The sequence below is a fragment of the Ensifer sp. ENS09 genome (assembly GCF_014852425.1).
Classification (GTDB): domain Bacteria; phylum Pseudomonadota; class Alphaproteobacteria; order Rhizobiales; family Rhizobiaceae; genus Ensifer.
In genome coordinates, this window is the sequence record NZ_JACVBP010000001.1 from 385,907 (window position 1) to 404,726 (window position 18,820).

16 protein-coding genes are annotated in these 18,820 nt (G+C 62.4%); 9 read left to right on the forward strand and 7 right to left on the reverse strand.

Annotated elements, in window-relative coordinates; genetic code table 11:
- Positions 1-10: 10 nt before the first annotated feature.
- The gene (sufB, locus tag IB267_RS01970; RefSeq protein ID WP_192446188.1) at positions 11-1,480 is read right to left on the reverse strand and encodes a Fe-S cluster assembly protein SufB; all 1,470 of its coding nucleotides are present in this window, start codon (positions 1,478-1,480) and stop codon (positions 11-13) included.
- Positions 1,481-1,631: 151 nt separating this feature from the next.
- Positions 1,632-2,798: a cysteine desulfurase family protein gene (locus IB267_RS01975; RefSeq protein WP_192446189.1), complete on the reverse strand. Its 1,167-nt coding sequence runs from the start codon at positions 2,796-2,798 to the stop codon at positions 1,632-1,634.
- 224 nt (positions 2,799-3,022) lie between these two features.
- On the opposite strand from IB267_RS01975, the gene IB267_RS01980 reads away from it, so the two are divergent.
- Together IB267_RS01980 and IB267_RS01985 are read left to right on the forward strand one after the other, a co-directional pair.
- Complete coding sequence (locus IB267_RS01980; protein ID WP_043614433.1) at positions 3,023-3,700, forward strand: alpha/beta hydrolase; 678 nt, start codon at positions 3,023-3,025, stop codon at positions 3,698-3,700.
- Between the two features lie 207 nt (positions 3,701-3,907).
- The gene (locus IB267_RS01985; RefSeq protein WP_192446190.1) at positions 3,908-4,726 is read left to right on the forward strand and encodes an alpha/beta fold hydrolase; all 819 of its coding nucleotides are present in this window, start codon (positions 3,908-3,910) and stop codon (positions 4,724-4,726) included.
- 11 nt (positions 4,727-4,737) lie between these two features.
- On the opposite strand, the gene IB267_RS01990 is transcribed toward IB267_RS01985, so the two are convergent.
- On the reverse strand, positions 4,738-5,937 hold the full coding sequence (locus IB267_RS01990; protein WP_192446191.1) for a diguanylate cyclase: 1,200 nt from the start codon (positions 5,935-5,937) through the stop codon (positions 4,738-4,740).
- A 140-nt stretch (positions 5,938-6,077) separates the two neighbouring features.
- Positions 6,078-7,199, reverse strand: a complete 1,122-nt coding sequence (locus IB267_RS01995) for an anhydro-N-acetylmuramic acid kinase (RefSeq protein ID WP_192446192.1) — start codon at positions 7,197-7,199, stop codon at positions 6,078-6,080.
- A 100-nt stretch (positions 7,200-7,299) separates the two neighbouring features.
- Here IB267_RS01995 and tyrS point away from each other — a divergent pair, with 100 nt between their 5' ends.
- Positions 7,300-8,553: a tyrosine--tRNA ligase gene (gene tyrS / locus IB267_RS02000; protein WP_192446193.1), complete on the forward strand. Its 1,254-nt coding sequence runs from the start codon at positions 7,300-7,302 to the stop codon at positions 8,551-8,553.
- Between the two features lie 150 nt (positions 8,554-8,703).
- On the opposite strand, the gene IB267_RS02005 is transcribed toward tyrS, so the two are convergent.
- A complete protein-coding gene (locus tag IB267_RS02005) occupies positions 8,704-12,096 on the reverse strand; it encodes a DUF3971 domain-containing protein (protein WP_192446194.1) in 3,393 nt (1,130 codons plus the stop codon).
- A 127-nt stretch (positions 12,097-12,223) separates the two neighbouring features.
- Between IB267_RS02005 and IB267_RS02010 the strand changes: the two genes are divergently transcribed.
- Genes IB267_RS02010 through IB267_RS02020 form a run of 3 tightly spaced genes read left to right on the forward strand, consistent with a single transcriptional unit; the run spans position 12,224 to position 13,810 of the window.
- Positions 12,224-12,451 carry a hypothetical protein gene (locus IB267_RS02010; RefSeq protein WP_192446195.1) on the forward strand — a complete coding sequence of 76 codons (228 nt, stop codon included), beginning with the start codon at positions 12,224-12,226 and terminating at the stop codon, positions 12,449-12,451.
- A gap of 55 nt (positions 12,452-12,506) precedes the next feature.
- Positions 12,507-12,974, forward strand: coding sequence for a peroxiredoxin (locus IB267_RS02015; protein ID WP_192446196.1), 468 nt, complete (start codon positions 12,507-12,509; stop codon positions 12,972-12,974).
- Positions 12,975-12,982: 8 nt separating this feature from the next.
- Positions 12,983-13,810, forward strand: a complete 828-nt coding sequence (locus IB267_RS02020; RefSeq protein WP_043614454.1) for a ferritin-like domain-containing protein — start codon at positions 12,983-12,985, stop codon at positions 13,808-13,810.
- Positions 13,811-13,865: 55 nt separating this feature from the next.
- Here IB267_RS02020 and IB267_RS02025 read toward each other — a convergent pair whose 3' ends face one another.
- Entirely contained in the window at positions 13,866-14,231 is a 366-nt protein-coding gene (locus IB267_RS02025; RefSeq protein ID WP_192446197.1) for a hypothetical protein, read from the reverse strand.
- Between the two features lie 240 nt (positions 14,232-14,471).
- On the opposite strand from IB267_RS02025, the gene IB267_RS02030 reads away from it, so the two are divergent.
- The 3 genes from IB267_RS02030 (at position 14,472) to IB267_RS02040 (ending at position 17,941) form a co-directional block, all read left to right on the forward strand.
- A complete protein-coding gene (locus IB267_RS02030; protein ID WP_371742483.1) occupies positions 14,472-15,806 on the forward strand; it encodes a M23 family metallopeptidase in 1,335 nt (444 codons plus the stop codon).
- 185 nt (positions 15,807-15,991) lie between these two features.
- Positions 15,992-17,500 carry a DEAD/DEAH box helicase gene (locus tag IB267_RS02035; protein ID WP_192446198.1) on the forward strand — a complete coding sequence of 503 codons (1,509 nt, stop codon included), beginning with the start codon at positions 15,992-15,994 and terminating at the stop codon, positions 17,498-17,500.
- Positions 17,501-17,509: 9 nt separating this feature from the next.
- On the forward strand, positions 17,510-17,941 hold the full coding sequence (locus tag IB267_RS02040; protein WP_192446199.1) for an NUDIX domain-containing protein: 432 nt from the start codon (positions 17,510-17,512) through the stop codon (positions 17,939-17,941).
- Between the two features lie 47 nt (positions 17,942-17,988).
- On the opposite strand, the gene IB267_RS02045 is transcribed toward IB267_RS02040, so the two are convergent.
- The gene (locus tag IB267_RS02045; protein ID WP_192447153.1) at positions 17,989-18,804 is read right to left on the reverse strand and encodes a S9 family peptidase; all 816 of its coding nucleotides are present in this window, start codon (positions 18,802-18,804) and stop codon (positions 17,989-17,991) included.
- Positions 18,805-18,820 lie beyond the last annotated feature (16 nt).

The following is an 18,820-nucleotide window of genomic DNA, read 5'->3' on the forward strand; positions in this document are numbered from 1 at the left end:
GTTCAAGGCCTTAGCCCACCGAGCCTTCGAGCGAGATGCCGATCAGCTTCTGCGCTTCGACGGCGAATTCCATCGGCAGTTCCTGGATGACTTCCTTGACGAAGCCGTTGACGATGAGTGCGATCGCCGCTTCCGTCGGGATGCCGCGCTGCAGGCAGTAGAACAGCTGGTCCTCGGAAATCTTCGACGTCGTGGCTTCGTGCTCGAACTGTGCCGTCGAGTTCTTCGCCTCGATGTAGGGCACGGTGTGCGCGCCGCACTTGTCGCCGATGAGGAGAGAATCGCACTGGGTGAAGTTGCGGGCGTTCTCGGCCTTGCGGTGGGCCGAAACCTGGCCGCGATAGGTGTTTTCCGAAACACCGGCGGCAATACCCTTCGAGACAATGCGGCTCGACGTATTCTTGCCGAGGTGGATCATCTTGGTGCCGCTGTCGATCTGCTGGTGACCGTTCGAAACGGCGATCGAGTAGAACTCGCCGCGCGAACCGTCGCCGCGCAGGATGCAGGACGGATACTTCCAGGTGATCGCCGAGCCGGTTTCGACCTGCGTCCAGGAGATCTTGGAGTTCTTGCCACGGCAATCGCCACGCTTGGTGACGAAGTTGTAGATGCCGCCCTTGCCTTCCTTGTCGCCCGGATACCAGTTCTGCACCGTCGAGTACTTGATTTCGGCGTCATCGAGCGCAACGAGTTCGACGACGGCAGCGTGAAGCTGGTTCTCGTCGCGCTGAGGCGCCGTGCAGCCCTCGAGATAGGACACGTAGGCGCCCTCTTCGCAGATGATCAGCGTGCGCTCGAACTGGCCGGTGTTCTTCTCGTTGATGCGGAAGTAGGTCGACAGTTCCATCGGGCAACGCACACCCTTCGGCACGTAGACGAAGGAGCCGTCGGTAAAGACAGCCGAGTTCAGCGTCGCATAATAGTTGTCGGTCGTCGGAACGACCGAACCGAGATACTTCTTCACCAGATCCGGATGCTCGCGGATCGCCTCGGAGATCGACATGAAGATCACGCCGGCCTTCTTCAGCTCTTCCTTGAAGGTGGTAACGACCGAGACGCTGTCGAAAACGGCATCGACGGCGATCTTGGACTTCTGCACGCCGGCGAGGATTTCCTGTTCCTTCAGCGGAATGCCGAGCTTCTCGTAGACCTTGAGGATTTCCGGGTCGACCTCGTCGAGCGACTTCGGACCCGTTACGCCCTTGGGAGCGGCGTAATAGTAGATCTCGTTGAAGTCGATCTTCGGATAGTTGACGCGCGCCCAGGTGGGCTCTTCGAGCGTCAGCCAGCGGCGATAGGCCTCAAGGCGCCACTTGAGCATCCATTCCGGCTCGCTCTTTTTTTCAGAGATGAAACGGATGATGTCTTCGGAAAGGCCCTTGGGGGCCTTTTCGACTTCGATGGTCGTCTCGAAACCGTACTTGTACTGGTCCACGTCGATCTGACGGACCTGATCAATGGTCTCCTGCACGGCAGGCATGTCGTTCTCCAATCTTGCCGGATCCAAGGTCCGGCAGCTTGTCAACACGATGCGAACTTGGCGCACCGCTTATGTAATGGCTAAAAGGCGCTTTTCACCCTGTTTGCCAAGCGGAAAATTGCTTTTCCGCAATTTCGTCCGGTCGTTCCGCTCAGGCCGCTTGCCCGGGCATCCGTCGTCTTGCTGCTACCTTTGCAAAGACCGCGGCGCAACGGTCGATATCAGCCTGTGTCGTGCCCTCGCCGATCGAGATCCGAAGTGCGCCCTGGCGCGGATCGTAACCCATCGCCGTCAGCACGTGGCTCTGCCCGACCTTGCCCGAGGAGCAGGCCGAACCCGCCGACAACGCCACGCCTTCGAGATCGAAGGCGATCTGTCCGGTTTCGGCCTTGAGGCCAGGAAGCGTGAAGAAGGTCGTGTTGCAAACGCGCGAAACGTCGCGGCCGTGAATGACGACGTCCGCCGCGGCCGCAAGCATGTCGGCTTCGAGCTTGTCGCGCAGCGCGCCGACATGGCTCATGCGCTGGCCGACACCTTCGCCTGCCTTCCTGGCGGCTGTGGCAAAGCCTGCAATCGAGACCGTATTTTCCGTGCCGGAGCGGTGTCCCTTCTCCTGTCCGCCGCCGCGGATCAGCGGCGCGGGCATCATGACCTCGCCGCGCGCCACCAGAGCGCCGGCGCCCTTTGGGCCACCGATCTTGTGCGAGGAGATGATCAGGAAATCGGCGCCGAGGTCTTCGATGGAAAGCGGCAGTCTGCCGGCAGCCTGCACCGCATCGACGACGAGAATGCCGCCATGAGGGCGGACGATCTCTGCGATCTCGGCGACCGGCTGGATGATGCCCGTTTCGTTGTTGACCAGCATGACCGCAACCATCGGTAAGCCGAGCTGGCGGTCATGCGCCGTCAACAGGTCCCGCAACGCCTGGAGATCGACGACGCCATTCGATGTCACCGGGATTTCGCTGAGCGCTTCACGCGGGAAGCGCCCGCCTTCGCGCACCGCCGGATGTTCGATCGACGAGGCATAGAGCCGGCCGATCTTCAGCGGCGTGCGGCCCATGCGAAAATCGGGCGTCAGCACCAGGTTGGCCGCTTCCGTGGCGCCGCTGGTAAAGATGACGCTGCCGGGCTTGGCGCCGCAGAGCAACGCCACGTCGCGACGGGCATTTTCGACGAGCGTGCGCAGCGCGCGGCCCTCGCCGTGAACGGAAGAAGGGTTACCGAGAAGGTCGAGCGCCGACAGGCAAGCCTCGCGCGCTTCCGGTAGAAGCGGCGCCGTGGCGTTCCAGTCCATATAGATGCGCGAACTCGACATGATTTCCTTCGCTAGATCAACAGGTCACAAGCCCGCAACCTCTGGCGATGCATTTTCCTTGAATTTTCCGCGCCGCTTGCCTTATGAGACGAAGCACAAGGCGGAATGCCCGCACAGAAGTTTTGAACGGTTCTAAACTAGGTTTTAGAAAAGCTGACTGCTTTCGTCAAGACTCATCGCGATCTGAACCCAAGATTCGAACCAGGAACACTCCCGGAGAGCCAATGCCCGAAATCATCTTCAACGGACCCGCCGGCCGCCTCGAAGGCCGTTATCAGCCTTCGAAGCAGAAGAGCGCGCCGATCGCCATCATCCTGCACCCGCACCCGCAGTTCGGTGGCACGATGAACAACCAGATCGTCTACCAGCTCTTCTACATGTTCCAGAAGCGCGGCTTCACCACGCTCCGGTTCAATTTCCGCGGCATCGGCCGGAGCCAGGGCGAATTCGACCATGGCGCCGGCGAGCTTTCCGACGCAGCCTCGGCGCTCGACTGGGTGCAGAGCCTGCATCCCGATTCCAAGAGCTGCTGGGTCGCCGGCTACTCCTTCGGCGCCTGGATCGGCATGCAGCTCCTGATGCGCCGCCCGGAGATCGAAGGCTTCATGGCCGTCGCGCCGCAGCCGAACATCTACGACTTCTCGTTCCTCGCGCCCTGCCCGTCCTCTGGCCTGATCATCAACGGCGATTCCGACAAGGTCGCGCCGGAAAAGGACGTCAACGGTCTCGTCGAAAAGCTGAAGGCCCAGAAGGGCATTCTCATCACCCACAAGACCGTGCCGGGCGCCAACCACTTCTTCAATGGCCAGGTCGAGGGCCTGATGGGCGAATGCGAGGACTATCTCGACCGTCGCCTCAACGGCGAACTGACGCCGGAGCCGGCCGCAAAGCGCATCCGCTAAAGACCCTGACCAAAGTACAGAAACGCCGCGTATCCCTTCGGGTGCGCGGCATTTTTTATGGACAAATGCGCCCAGTGGTCGTGCGCCTGAGGGCCACGATAGGGCTCACCCGACAGGGTGAGTTTCAGCGCCGTGCGATCGGCGTATAGTGCAAGTCTAGGCTGTTTGGGTGGGGCAGAGCCGAGCAGTGTTCGCAGGAGGGGAGCCATGTCGCAGGTGTCGAATGGGTCGGCGTCCTCACCGAGGTGGCTAACCTTGCCCGCCACGCCAAAGCTTCCGGCCGGCGGTCAAGAGGGTGTTGTCGAGGTCGCGGACGCCAGGATCTGGTATGCGGTCTACGGTTCGGGCGCTCCCGTCATTCTGCTCCATGGCGGGCTCGGCAACTCCGACTATTGGGGGCTTCAGGTCGCCGAGCTTGCCAAGAGCTATCAGGTCATCGTGATGGACAGCCGCGGCCACGGACGCAGCTCCCGGGGTAGCGGGAGCATGAGCTATGATCTGATGGCAGGTGATGTCATGGCACTAATGGCGCACCTGACCTTGCCGAAGGCGTGCATTGTCGGCTGGAGTGACGGCGCGATTATCGGGCTCCTGCTGGCGATTCGACACCCGGACCTCATAGCCGGTGTCTTTTCCTTCGGGGCGAACAGCAATCCGTCCGGAACACACGATCTGTCCAAGAGTGCAGTCTTCAACGCCTATATCGCGCGAACGGGCGAAGAGTATGCTCTGCGGTCGTCGACCCCAGCGGGATTTGAGTGCTTCTTCCGCGAGATGAATGCGATGTGGACTTCGCAGCCGAACATCACCGCCATCGATCTTCAGAAAATCCGGATCCCTGTCTGGGTGGTGGACGGGGACCATGAGGAAGCCATCAAACGCGACGACACGCTGTTCATCGCCGACAACATTCCGGGTGCCGGCCTGTTGATCCAGCCTGAGGTCAGCCATTTTTCGATACTACAGAACCCGCACCAGTTCACCGAAGATATCCTCCGGTTTCTCCGAGAAAAATGCATCGCCTAGACGCCAGTGGCCTACGATCGCCCGATCCAGTGCGGAACGCTGGGATTGACGACCGTGGTCGGTGCTTCGGCGCATTCGACGCGGTTGCGACCGTTGGCTTTCGCCGTGTAGAGCGCCTCGTCAGCGCGCTGTATCACGGGCTCCAGCGCCTCACCGGTACCGACGGCCGTGACGCCGAAGCTTGCCGTCACCCGTGCGGCTTCCGGCAGGCCGCCGATCTGCTGGGACATGATCGCTGCACGCATGCCATGGGCGACGACGCGCGCTTCCGACAGATCCGTGCAGGGCAGATACACCGCGAACTCTTCACCGCCGAGACGGCCGGCAACGGCGCGATTCGGCATGACGTCCATCAGCACCCGGGCGAATCGGCGAATGACTTCGTCGCCCGTGAGGTGGCCGTAGGTGTCGTTGACCAGCTTGAAGCGGTCGAGGTCGGCAAGGATGAGTGTGCCGGGCGTCTGGGTGGCGCGGGCGTGCAGCAGCGGCATGACCCGCTCGATGAAGCCACGGCGGTTGTAGAGGCCGGAGAGCAGGTCGATTTCCGAGCGCGCCTGCGCGTCGTCGACGATCTCCTTGACCATCACGCCGAGCATGGCAAGGCCGGCGCCGACAATGAGGATCGCACCGAACGCCTGCGAGATGAGCGCGAAGGGGCTGGAAACGTAGTCCTGGGCCGTTGCGCCCGAGCCGGCGACGACCGCGGCATAGATCTTCACGAAGTAATAGGCGGCCGAGAGCGCCAGCAGGCCGAACAGCAGCCAGTCAAAGAAGGTGCGGCGGCCGGAACGCAGGACGACCGATGCCGTCCAGGCCTGGATCACGACAAAAGGCGCCTGGTACGGGATGGCATGCTGCCAGGTGCCTCTCGGCAGGTCGTAGATCGCCAGGTCCAGGCAAACGCCGGCAACGAAGAAGGCGCCGAGCAACGGCAGGCGCACCGGCACCTGATAGAAAAGGCCGAGGCCAAACCGCAGGAGACAGAAGCCGCCGAGTACGCAGGCAAAGGCGCTGATGGCAAAAAGCCGCGGGGTCGAGGAAAAAGGAACGATGGCTTCGCACACGGCTGCAAGCGAGGCGACGGCAAATCCGGCGGCGCACCAGAGCGCTGTACGCCGCTGCCGGCTCTTTGCAGCAATGATGAGAAATGCGGCTGTGAAGATCTGCGCGATGATGAAATTCACGGCCAGCAGAGAAATCACACCACCCATCGAAGAACCCGAAACCCTCGTGCGGCACCAAGCCGCTCCTCGCCACCTCCTGTGGCAGCGGCTGAGATCCTAATTCGCTGTTGCGAAAATTTGATTAATCCGTCCGGGTGACGAACTCATGGCGAAACGCGAGATCAACTTTAAGTTTTCGCCGCGCGCCGGCCGCCGCTGACTGGCTGCCGCACGCCCGTCGTTCCCGGATAGGTGAGCGGCAAACCGCGCAAGGAGCGAACGGCGAGATACGCCCAGGCCTCGGCCTCCATTGAATCGCCGTTGAAGCCCACGGTTTCCGCCGCAAGCACCGTCGCGGCCTCTTCCTCGGCAAGTAAAGCAAGGTCGCGCATGATCACCGGATTGAGCCGCCCGCCGCCGCAGACGACATAGGTGGCCGGCCGCTGCGGCAGGTGCCCGGCCGACTTGATGATCGCTGCCGCCGTGACATGGGCTAGCGTGCGGGCACCGTCGGCGAGGCCAGCGTCGCTTCCAGCCGGCGGTGCAAAATCGTTCCGGTCCAGCGAGCGGCGCGTGGTCGCGGTGAAGAAGGCATTGGAGAGATAGCGCTCGGCAAGCGCCGGCAGCACCGTTCCCTCGCTGGCGATCATGCCGCCCTGGTCGAAGGGAATGCCCGCATGCGCCTCGACCCACTGGTCGATCAGCGTGTTGCCGGGGCCGCTGTCATAGGCGATGAGCGTCTCGCCTTCGCCGATGAAGGTCAGGTTGGAAATGCCCCCGATGTTGACGAAGACAACCGGGGCTGCAAGGCCGGCCGCGCCACGCGCCAGTGCCGCGTGGTAGGCGGGGATCAGCGGCGCGCCCTGCCCGCCATGTTCCATGTCGTTGGCGCGCATGTCGTAGACGACATCGATGCCCGTTTCTCCGGCAAGCAGCACACCGTCGCCGATCTGTACCGTCAGAGCCTCGTCGGGGCGATGCAGCACGGTCTGCCCGTGAAAGCCGAGCACGTCGATATCCGCCGCAGACAGGCTGTTCTGCTTGAGGAAGGTCTTGACCGCTTCTGCGTGTCGCAGAGTCAGGTCGCGCTCAAGCTCGTCAAGGGCGCCCGGCCTTTGGTCACGTTGCGTAATCGCCTTCGCGTCGACAAGTCCCTGTTTCAAGCGATCCCGAAAACGCGCATCGTAGGGAAAGCCGGCGGATGGGCCGCGCTCGACGACGGTCTCCCCATCGGTTCGAAGCAGGGCGACGTCGATGCCGTCCATGCTTGTGCCACTCATCAGGCCGATCGCGGTTCTTGTCTGTGTCATGCGGGTCAATATTTCCAGAATCACTTTTGAAGTGATTATGCGCAAAAACAGTGCTAAACGCCCGTTCGTTCAAAAACTCCCCCCGCAAGAGAGACAGATCATGTCCGGTTTCAAGTCCGATTTCCTTCACACCCTCAGCGAGCGTGGCTTCATCCACCAGATCTCCGACGAGACTGGCCTGGACGAACTGTTCCGCAAGGAAACCGTGACGGCCTATATCGGCTTCGACCCGACGGCGCCGAGCCTGCATGCCGGCGGCCTGATCCAGATCATGATGCTGCACTGGATGCAGGCGACCGGTCACCGGCCGATCTCGCTGATGGGCGGCGGCACCGGCATGGTCGGCGACCCGTCCTTCAAGGACGAGGCGCGCCAGTTGATGACGCCGGCGACGATCGACGCCAACATTGCCAGCATCAAGACGGTGTTCTCCAATTACCTCAACTACGGCGAGGGTCCGAAGGACGCGTTGATGATCAACAACGCCGACTGGCTGCTCGGTATCAACTACCTCGAATTCCTGCGCGATGTCGGCCGTCACTTCTCGGTCAACCGCATGCTGTCCTTCGACAGCGTCAAGACGCGGCTTGATCGCGAGCAGTCGCTGTCGTTCCTCGAATTCAACTACATGATTCTGCAGGCCTACGACTTCGTCGAGCTGCATAAGCGTACCGGCTGCCGTCTGCAGATGGGCGGCTCGGACCAGTGGGGCAACATCATCAACGGCATCGACCTCGGCCACCGTATGGGCACCGAGCAGCTTTACGCGCTGACCTCGCCGCTTCTGACGACTTCGTCGGGCGCCAAGATGGGCAAGTCGGTCAACGGCGCCATCTGGCTAAACCCGGATATGCTGTCGGCCTACGACTTCTGGCAGTACTGGCGTAACACCGAGGATGCCGACGTCACCCGCTTCATGAAGCTCTACACGACCCTGCCGATGGCTGAAATCGACCGCCTCTCCAAGCTTGGCGGCTCGGAGATCAACGAGGTCAAGAAGATCCTGGCGACGGAAATCACCGCCATGCTGCACGGCCGCCCGGCCGCCGAGCAGGCGGCGGAGACCGCCCGCAAGACCTTCGAGGAAGGCGCGCTTGCCGCCGACCTGCCGTCGGTCGAAATCCCGACCGCCGAACTCGAAGCCGGCCTCGGCCTGCTGACGCTGATCGTGCGCGCAGGCCTTGCCGCCTCCAACGGCGAAGCCCGTCGTCATGTCCAGGGCGGTGCCGTCAGGATCAACGACGATGCGGTCAGTGACGAGCGCCGGGTCATCGGCACCGGCGACGTGACCGCCGACAATGTCGTCAAGCTGTCGCTCGGCAAGAAGAAGCACATTCTGGTGCGCCCGGCCTGAAGCGGAGCACCACTCAAGGATTAGAAAGGCCGGCCCGACAGCGCCGCGCGTCTGTTAAGACGCGCAAAGGTCGCTGTAGAACTTTGAAGTGCTGCATGTTTTGTCCTTAAATCGGCGACGATTTAAGGAACATGCAGTGCGCCGGCTTTTTTATTGGAATTCGAAGATGCTGCGGAAGACGCCTGGCGCGATGATCGACAAGGGGTTGATCGTCAGCTTCGGCTGGTTGAACGGGCCGTTGAGCTTGAAGGTGATGCCGAGCAGGCCGCGGTCGCGGCCGTTGCCGAGCAGCACGCCGATCAGCGGCAGTTCGCCGAAGATGCGGTTGAGCCCGTAGGCCGGCATGAAGGTGCCGGTCATGTCCATGATGCCGTTGTTGTCGCGCACCGTTCCCTGGAAGGTCGCGCCGACATCCGTCCCGCGCAGCACGCCGCCATCGACGCGGATCGCGCCGCGGTCGAGCGCCAGTTGCGCGAAGCCGCGTTCGAAGCGGGCCGAGCTCACGTCGATGTCGCGCCGCACGGCCTGGTTGAGGCTTCGGCCGTCGGCACCGGTTGGCGTCGACACCATCGATTGCAGGCGCTGCTCGCCGACAAGCTGGAACTTGCGGATATCGACGCTGCCGCGCCACGAACGGCCGCCGCGATCGCGTAGCTTGAGATTGAGCAGGCCGCCGCGCATGTTCTGGTAGATGTCGGCAAACCGCGCCAGCGCGCCGGCATCGCCCGTGGTCAGTTCCAGCGTGTTGTCGGCGCCGGCCTTGGCGAGCCGGGCAACCAGCGCCTGGCCGCTGCTCGTGACAGCCGAGAGGTTGACGTCCTCGATCTGGCGTCCGCGTTCGCCGTAGACGAGATTGACGTTCGACAGCGATTCGCCGTTGAAGCCGGTGACACGGCCAAGCTGAGCCTTGACGGTGATGTCGTCGCCACCGCCCTGGCCCTGGTCGCTTCCCGATTTCAATTGCGCAAGGATCGGCCTTATGTCGGCCGCGGCGCCGCTCAGTGACGCCGTGTAACCGCTCTTGGTGCGATCGATGGCAACCTTGAAGTCGTCACCTTGCGCGAGGCGGACATTGTCCAGGTCGGCAGAGACGAGGCCGCGATCGTCGACCTGAAAAGTGCCACGCGCGCCGAAACCGTCGCCGGCAAGCGCAAAGTCGCTGATTGTCGACAAGTCGTCGTCCGTGCTCGACGTGAATTGTGCTTCAGCCGGTATGCCGACACCCTTGCTCCACCCAATCCAGGGAAGCGACAGCGCCGCCTTGGCAAGTCCGATCTTCACCTTTTGCTTGCGGTTCTCGTCGATGGTGACATCAATCGTAATCGGACCGGAGATTATGCTCGAAGGGCCCGATGCGATCTTCTGCCAGACGCCGTCTTCAAGCGTGCCCGAAATATGGCGCGAACGCTTCACCGTCGAATTCACATCCACCGGCTCAGTGAGCTTGACCTTGACCTTGGCGCCTTCAATCCTTGCATCAGCCTCCAGAACCGCCTGCTGATTGTCGACGCGGAACGTCCCGACGAGGTCCGTCACGGGGCGCCCTTCGAGGGCCTTATTCACGCTGACCTTATCGAGCTGCATTTCCACCTGATAGAGCGGCTTCGGCGGCTTCTGATCCGAGATGAGGCCGAATCGGGCACCGACGACAGCCGTCAGGGGGCCGCTGAAATCTTCCGGTAGCAGGGGGGTCTTTTGCAGCGCCTGGATCGGCTTGTAGCTGACGAGCTCGGCGATCGCATCGGCATTGCCGCCAACCTCGATCTTCATCTCCGCCATCAGCGGTTTCGTATAGACGTCGGGAAGGATGAAGTCGCCGCCGTTGAGCGCGACCGAGCGTCCCGACGGGAAGAAGGCGGTCCCCTTCTCGATCTCGGCCGTCATGCGCTGGCCGCTCAGCTTGAACTTGCCGGATGTGTCGCGCAGCGGCGGTATCTCGCCGGTAATGTTGATGCGGGTGTCGTCGATGTCGAAATTGATATTGAGTTCCTGCTCGTCGAGCTTGAGCTCGCCTTCATTGGTGGCGATCCGGCCCTCTGCGACCGACACCTCAATGCGGGCATTGGTAACCGTGCCGCCGAAGAGGTTGGCGATCGCCCAGCGGCGCGCGCCCTTGGCGAGCCACCACGGCCACAATTGTTTGACGGCGGTCGCCTCCATGCGATCGCTGACAGAAGCGAAGCTGATCTGTGGCGAGGTCTTGCCGAAGGCGACGGAAAGCGAGCCAAACATCGAACCGAGCGGGGTCGACACCGCAAGCTGGTCGAAGATCAGTTGGCGCTTGTCCGACACGAAGCGGCCATTTGCCTTGGCATCGAAGATCAGCGGCGCATCAGCGACGTCTTCCGGGGCGGAGCTTGCATTCTTGAGCAGGAGGTCAATGGCAAACCCGGTCTCCGTTGCGCCGGCAATCTTGTCGAGGTCGATGATCGCCCCGGTGAACGGAAAGGTCGAACGGCCGATCTTGACCGACGACGGCAGGATCTCGACGGACGAGCGCTCGAAGTCATAGGCGACGTCCATTTGCGAGGCATTGAGGGTCGAGATGAGGTTGCCTGCGTGGAACTCGCCCTTGGACGTGCGCACCGTCACGCGCAGATCCGGTTTCGCGTTGCTGGCGGCCCGCGTCGCCTTCAGCGACAGCCCGGCCGACGCGACGACTCCGAAGGGCGGCTCCGAACCAACCTTGCCATGGTAGAAGAAGGGCGCGAGCGGCAGATTGGTGATCGACGCTTCGAAGCCGGTCATGTGTCCCTTGTCGCCGAGGGCGTCGGCGCTGAGATCGACCTCCACCCCATCAACGGTGACGCTGCCCTTGACGCTCATCGACCCGCCAGAATTTCGGTTGAACTCGAGCGCCTTGGCGACGACGGGCACGACGCGATCGCGGGAGCCGATGACGGAGAAACTGAAATCCGAGAGCGTGACCTTCTGGCTGCCGCGGCCGGCTGCCATCTGCGACATGCGATCGACGTGCGAGAAGATTGCTTCGAGCGCATCGCCGACGTCGGCAATGCGGATCTTGGTCAGATCGAGCGGCTCGCCGCGCGGCAGCAACCCTGTATCGAAGTCGCCGCCTTCCGCCTCGAGATTGGAGACGGCGATGCGGCCGGTCATCAGCGCCAGAGGGTCGAGCGCGATCGAGATCGCACGTAGCTTGGCAACCGGCTGGCCGGAGGAGGCTTCGCTGAGCGCCACTTCGCGGGCCCTCAGCGCAATCGCGCCGCCTGCGGTCATGCGCACGACGGTGCTGCCGACCTCGGCGCGATAGGTGTCGCCGAGTGCTGCATTGAGTGCGGTGCGGGCGCGCGCATTGAGCGTGCTGTCCATCATTCCGCTTTCGATGACGACGATGAGGATTGCCGCGATGGAAAGCGCGAGCAGCGATATCAGCAGTGCGATCTTGGCGCAGAAGCGCGCGGCTCTGTTCTTGCGCGGCGCGTGCACGATCATGGGTTCGTGCGCCTGCGCTGAAGGCAACGCATGCAACGCGACGATGTCTTTCTTGCGAAAGCCGACTTTTTCGCCGCGGATCTCACTCATCAGCGCGGACGTCCTCCGTTCGATACGAGCTTCGTCGCCGCCCTTCGTCTCTCACGGTACGGGGCGACTACTTCTCGCTTCTGTAGACCACATGTCATCGTGCCGAGTCACCAAGGGACGCGGGACCATGCTGTGGACAGCGACCACCTGCGATGGAATTCGCGCGCGCAGGCGATTGCAACGTTTCGTAGCGGCCCATGCCGTCCGAAACCTGTCGAATCTAGCACAAATGCGCTGGACGGCGGTCGACGATTTTCGCTATGCCCAAGAGCATCGCGTGCCCTGTGGCGCGCAAATATCGCTCGACTACCTTGAGCACTGCACGTTTTGCCCTTTGGTCGGCAAAGACCAATGAAAACATGCAGTAGTGCGTGATTGTCTGCAAAACTTGGCGGAAGGAAGGTTTAATCATGGCAAGACCCGCTCCCGGAGATGTCGCTCCCGACTTCACCCTGCCGCGTGACGGCGGCGGTACGGTTTCGCTCTCGGCCCTGCGCGGCCGTCCGGTCGTTCTGTTCTTCTATCCGAAGGACGACACGCAGGCCTGCACGCTCGAGGCGATCTCGTTTTCGGAGCTGGCCGGCGAATTCGCCGCAGCCGGTATCGCCCTGATCGGGCTTTCGCCCGATTCGGTGAAGAAGCACGACCGTTTCGCCAAGAAGCACAACCTGACGGTGCCGCTTGCCGCCGACGAGGAGAAGGCAGTGGTCGAAGCCTATGGCGTCTGGGTCGAGAAGATGATGTACGGGCGCAAATATATGGGCGTCGAGCGCAGCACCTTCCTGATCGGCGCTGACGGTGTCGTCGTCAGGGTCTGGGAGAAGGTGAAGGTGGACGGCCACGCCCGCGAGGTTCTTGACGCTGCAAAGGCGATCTGAGGACGCCGATGAGCGAGTTGCCCGTGTTTCACAGCCTGCGGGGCGGTGCCGTCGAAGCGATCCGCGCCGCGGACCTCGAGGTCAAGACGGCGCTTGCGCAGGAAGCGGCGCGTCGCTGGCAGCGCCGCACGCTGTCGCTGCGCTCGCCGCTCGACCGGCCGGTGCCGGTACGCCCGGGCCGGCCCGACAAACCGGTGCTGACGCCACCGACCCAGGTCAAGCGACGGTCTCTCGGCTCGCTGAAGGGCCGAATCGCCCTCCTCCATTCGATCGCCCATATCGAGTTGAACGCCGTCGATCTCGCCCTTGATATCGTTGCCCGCTTTGCGACCGAGCCGGTGCCCAATTCCTTCTTCGACGGCTGGATGCGTGTCGCCTTCGAAGAGGCGAAACACTTCCGCATGGTCCGCCAGAGGCTGAACGACCTCGGCGCAGACTATGGCGACTTGCCCGCCCATGACGGCCTCTGGCAGGCGGCGCATGATACGCGCAACGACCTGACGGCGCGGCTCGCCGTGGTGCCGCTCATTCTCGAAGCGCGCGGTCTCGATGTGACGCCGGCGCTGCAGGCCAAGATGCGCGAAACCGGCGACTTCGAGAGCGCGGCCGTGCTCGACGTCATCTATGAGGACGAGAAGGGCCACGTCGCCGTTGGCGCCAAATGGTTCCGTTTTCTCTGCGCCCGCGAGAAGAAGGACCCGGCGGCGACCTTCCAGGCGCTGGTGCGCGCCAATTTCCGCGGTCCCCTGAAGGCGCCGTTCAACGATATCGCCCGCGCCGAGGCCGGCCTGACGCCGTCGTTCTACAGGTCGATGACCGCTTCGACCAATCGATGAGTGCGGCCGCCGCTGGGTTTGGCTGCCGAACGGCCCACAGCGGACAATGCCGCCGTTATGTCTGTTCGAAGCCAGCGTCCCGCAGCCGGATTCTTATGAGCCCGGCGCTGCGAGAAGCGGAGATTTCCCGCTCGACATCGACAGCAGAACCATGAAGGACGGTTCGAATGACGCCGTGCATCTCGTTTTCCAGATTTTCATAGTCATTCTTGGCCATGCGGTCCTGAAGGCGTTCGTGCAGGACAAACTCCAACGTCTTCCGACGGCGCCTGTCCCGGAGAAGGACCTCGTAGTCCCTTTCGGAAACGTCGAAATCGAAGCTCTTGCTCCAGTGGCCGCAGTCTACGGGTATTCCCATGGACAGGCGGCCATCCTCTTGAAAGACGCTCAGTTCCCAACCCTCACCGAGTAGCCTTTCCACCGGATAGTCCCCTTCGCCTCACCTGCCGGGCCCGCACTTCCGCAGATGGGAAGAAGGGCTTTGGGCTCGAGTAAGCGGTTAGCAGGGCGTGCCGCCGGGGGCAACAACGAGGATGTTCAAGGCCCGTCGGAGCATCCGGCATCACGGCTCCGCAATCCTGGTCAATCAATTGTTAACCCTAACAAAGTGTAATGATCCCCAGGTGATGCGAGGCAACGCGCACATGGCGGGAGAGAACGGGTGTCTGGACATCAGGCAAATCGTACCTTTGGAAAACGCAAGCAGAATCACGTCCTGATCCTGGCCAGCGGCGACAAGGTCCGGCACATGACCGTGCGCCCCTGGATGGCGGCAATCGCCGTCTCCTTTGCCGGCGTCTGCAGCATCGGCTATCTCGCGGCCACCTCCTATCTCGTTCTGCGCGACGACCTGATCGGCGGTACGATTGCCCGCCAGGCCCGCATGCAGCATGAATATGAGGATCGGATCACGGCGCTGCGGGCGCAGGTCGACCGGGTCACCAGTCGGCAACTGCTCGACCAGCAGGTGGTCGAGGAAAAGGTCGAGAAGCTCTTGCGCCAGCAGATGGCGCTGACATCGCGCAACGGAAAACTCGGCGCGCTGGTCGAAAGGGCCGAGAATTCCGGCGTGACGACCGCAACCGACAAGCCCGCGACCGTTGAGCCGCTTGCCTATGACAAACGCGCCGACGCGAGCGGCAGCGGTAGTGTGAAGGCAATCGAGAAGCTGATGGGACTGAACGTTGCGCCGGTCAGTGCTGCGGCTGTCCCCGCCCTCGCCTATGCAGCACCCGATGCCGGCGAATCAAGTTCCGACCGCGCCGACCGGATTTTCTCAAAAGTGACGCTCTCGCTGAAGGATGTCGAGCGCGAGCAGATGACGCGGGTCCAGCAGCTGACGGACGGCGCGGCGAAAACGTCGGGTGCGATTCGCTCGATCGTCGGGCGCACCGGTGTCGACCTGCCCGTCGATGATGTCGCCGAGTTGATTCCGGCCAACGACATATCCGGCTCCGCCGAGGCAGCGATCGGCGGCCCCTTCGTCGAGCCTGTGAACGATGACGATTTCGGCCGTTCGCTTGCCGCACTCGATACCGCACTCCTGGAGCTCGACCGCACGCGCGCCGAGGTCCGCAAGCTGCCCTTCGGCAACCCCTCGCCGGCCAGCGACATCACCAGCGATTTCGGCAACCGGCTTGATCCGTTTCTCGGGCGTCTGGCGCTGCATGCCGGCATCGACTTTCGCGCAACAGTCGGCACCCGCATCCGCTCGGCGGCCCCTGGAACGGTGACCAATGCGGGGCTGACCGGCGGCTATGGAAACATGGTCGAGATCGACCACGGCAATGGTGTCGCGACGCGCTACGCCCATCTTTCGACGGTGCTGGTGAAAGCCGGCGACCGGGTGAAGGCTGGCGAAGTCATTGCCAAGTCCGGCAACACCGGGCGCTCCACCGGACCGCACCTGCACTATGAAATCCGGCTGAATGGCAATGCCGTGGATCCCATGCGGTTTCTGGATGCGAGCACCAAGCTTGCAAGCTATATGAACTGACGCTACCGCGCGGTTCCGCTTGACAAGAAATGCGACAGATTCGCCACTATTTACCTTTTACTGCTTCAACGTGCTGGATTTCTTGACTTTCGGCGGCGTTCAGCTTAAGAGCGCGGCCACGTGCTCGTGCGTTTTCCATCGATCGATCAGTGTTCTATTGAACCGGAACGGAAACAGATTTCCCTTTGACCAATTTTGCTGACCTTGGCCTGAGCCAAAAAGTTCTCTCCGCTGTCACCGATGCGGGCTACACAATCCCGACCCCGATCCAGACAGGCGCTATCCCGCCGGCGCTGCAGCGTCGTGATATTCTGGGCATCGCCCAGACGGGCACGGGCAAGACCGCTTCGTTCGTGCTGCCGATGCTGACGCTGCTCGAAAAGGGCCGCGCCCGCGCGCGCATGCCGCGTACGCTCATTCTGGAGCCGACGCGCGAACTCGCCGCACAGGTCGCAGAGAACTTCGACAAGTACGGCAAGAACCACAAACTCAACATCGCGCTTCTGATCGGCGGCGTGTCCTTCGACGAGCAGGACCGCAAGCTTGAGCGTGGCGCTGACGTGCTGATCTGCACGCCCGGCCGCCTGCTCGACCACTTCGAGCGCGGCAAGCTCTTGATGAGCGGCGTGGAAATCCTGGTCATCGACGAAGCCGACCGTATGCTCGACATGGGCTTCATTCCCGATATCGAGCGCATCGCCAAGCTGATCCCGTTCACGCGCCAGACGCTGTTCTTCTCGGCGACGATGCCGCCGGAAATCCAGAAGCTTGCCGACCGCTTCCTGCAGAACCCGGAGCGCGTCGAAGTCGCCCGCCCGGCTTCCACGGCTCAGACGGTGACGCAGCGCTTCGTTGCGGCGCATGCCAAGGATTACGAGAAGCGCGCGGTACTGCGTGATCTGATTCGCGCCCAGGACGAACTGAAGAACGCGATCATCTTCTGCAATCGCAAGAAGGATGTCGCCGACCTCTTCCGTTCGCTCGACCGCCACGGCTTCTCCGTCGGTGCGCTGCATGGCGACATGGACCAGCGGTCGCGCATGACGATGCTGGCCAACTTCAAGGACGGCAACATCAAGCTGCTCGTCGCCTCCGACGTTGCGGCCCGCGGCCTCGATATCCCTGATGTCAGCCACGTCTTCAACTTCGACGTTCCGATCCATGCGGAAGACTACGTCCACCGCATCGGACGCACCGGCCGTGCCGGCCGCTCGGGCGCCTCCTTCACGCTGGTCACCAAGCGCGACACGAAATTCTCCGACGCCATTGAAAAGCTGATCGGCCAGAACGTCGAATGGCTGAACGGCGACCTTTCCAATCTGCCTGAGCCGATGGAAAGCCACGACACCGGCCGCCGTGAACGCGGTCGTGATGGCCGCAAGGACCGGAAAAAAGATGGGGATCGTGGCTCGAGGGGCCGTTCCGATCATAAATCCGATACCGTGCGTGCCGATAGTGAGGCCGAAATTGAAACAGTCGTGGAAAGGGCGGAATCGGTGAAACCGGCACGCAGCGCAGAGAACAAGCAGGCACAGAACAATCGTGGCGATCGTCCGGTGCGTGCATCGAACCCTGCCAACGATGACAATCGCGACCGCCGCAACCGCCACCGCCGCGACTATGACGACGGCCCGACGCCGGTCGGTTTCGGCGACGAAATCCCCGCATTCATGCTGATCGCCGGCAAGGCCTGATCCAAACGGATGGGCCAGCCAGGCGTCGATTTTCCGGGCTTCGGCTGCGGACTTGTCATTGTGCGCGATGGCAAGATCCTGCTTTACAGGCGCTTGAAGGCGCCTGAGGCCGGTTACTGGAACATCGTCGGCGGCAAGGTCGATCATATGGAACGCTCGGAAGCTGCGGCCCGACGCGAGGCCGAAGAAGAAAGCGGCCTCAAGATCCGGTCGAGCGAATTCCTCTGCCTGAGCGAACAGGTAATCGAAGCCGATCGCCAGCACTGGATCTCGATGATCTATGTGACCCGGGATTTCTCCGGCGAGCCGCAACTCGTCGAGCCGGACAAGCTTTCCGAATTCGGCTGGTTCAGCCTCGACGCCCTGCCCCAACCGCTATCCCGTTTTACCGCCGACGCTGCTGAAGCCTTGCGCAAGCAGGAACACGGTGTCGCCGCATAGCTTGGCGGCGATTGGTCAAATCGCTGCCGGCGTTCATCGGGCGCGTTTCATTCCGCAATTTTTCGGGTGCCGCTGTTGGAGGAATAACCGTCTTCCGAGCGCAATGCCTGGTGGCGTGTGACGCCGGAAGCGAAAATCCTCTCCAAAAACTCGCCGAGCACCCCTTGTGATTCGTCACGCGGGATACGGTGCCCGCAGTCGAATACCTTTAGGTCGACGGGCACGCCGGCGTCGGACAAGGCTTCGTAAAACGCCTCTGCCTGGGAAACGGGCGCGCGGTCATCATGCCGTCCGTGCAAAAGCAGGATCTCCGACCTGATATTACCAACATGATGCAAGGCGGAGCGAGCCTTAAAGGCTTCACTGAAAAGCCCGGCCTCAAGTTCTATCGCCTTCCGGATGCCCATAGGAGCGTTGTCGAAAACGCTCTCGAGATCATAGACGCCACTTGCCAGAACGACGGCACGAAGGTCGGATAGCTGAGCTGCGACCATAGCCGCAGCGACCGCGCCGCGGCTGTTTCCATAGAGAACAATCCGGTCCGGATCGATTGCGGGGTGCTCTCTCAGAAAGGCGACGGCAGCAATGATGGCTTGCTGCGTTCGGGGGCCACAGAAATCCGCGGGCCCGTCCGAGGCGCCGAAGCCTGGCTGGGAAACCGCCGCCGTCACAATGTTCAGTCGGGACGAAATCCGCGTGAGAGCGCCGCTGTCGACAAATTCGCTTGCGCCGAGACGACGTCCGCCCTGGTTGCCGTGGATAAGCAGAATTGCACCCGTTGGCGCGGTTCCGATGGCAGACGCCTGGAACAGCTCAACGGCCGTTCCGTCACCTTGCGGGATCATGTGTCGTGTGACTGGCATGCCTGAACCCACTCGA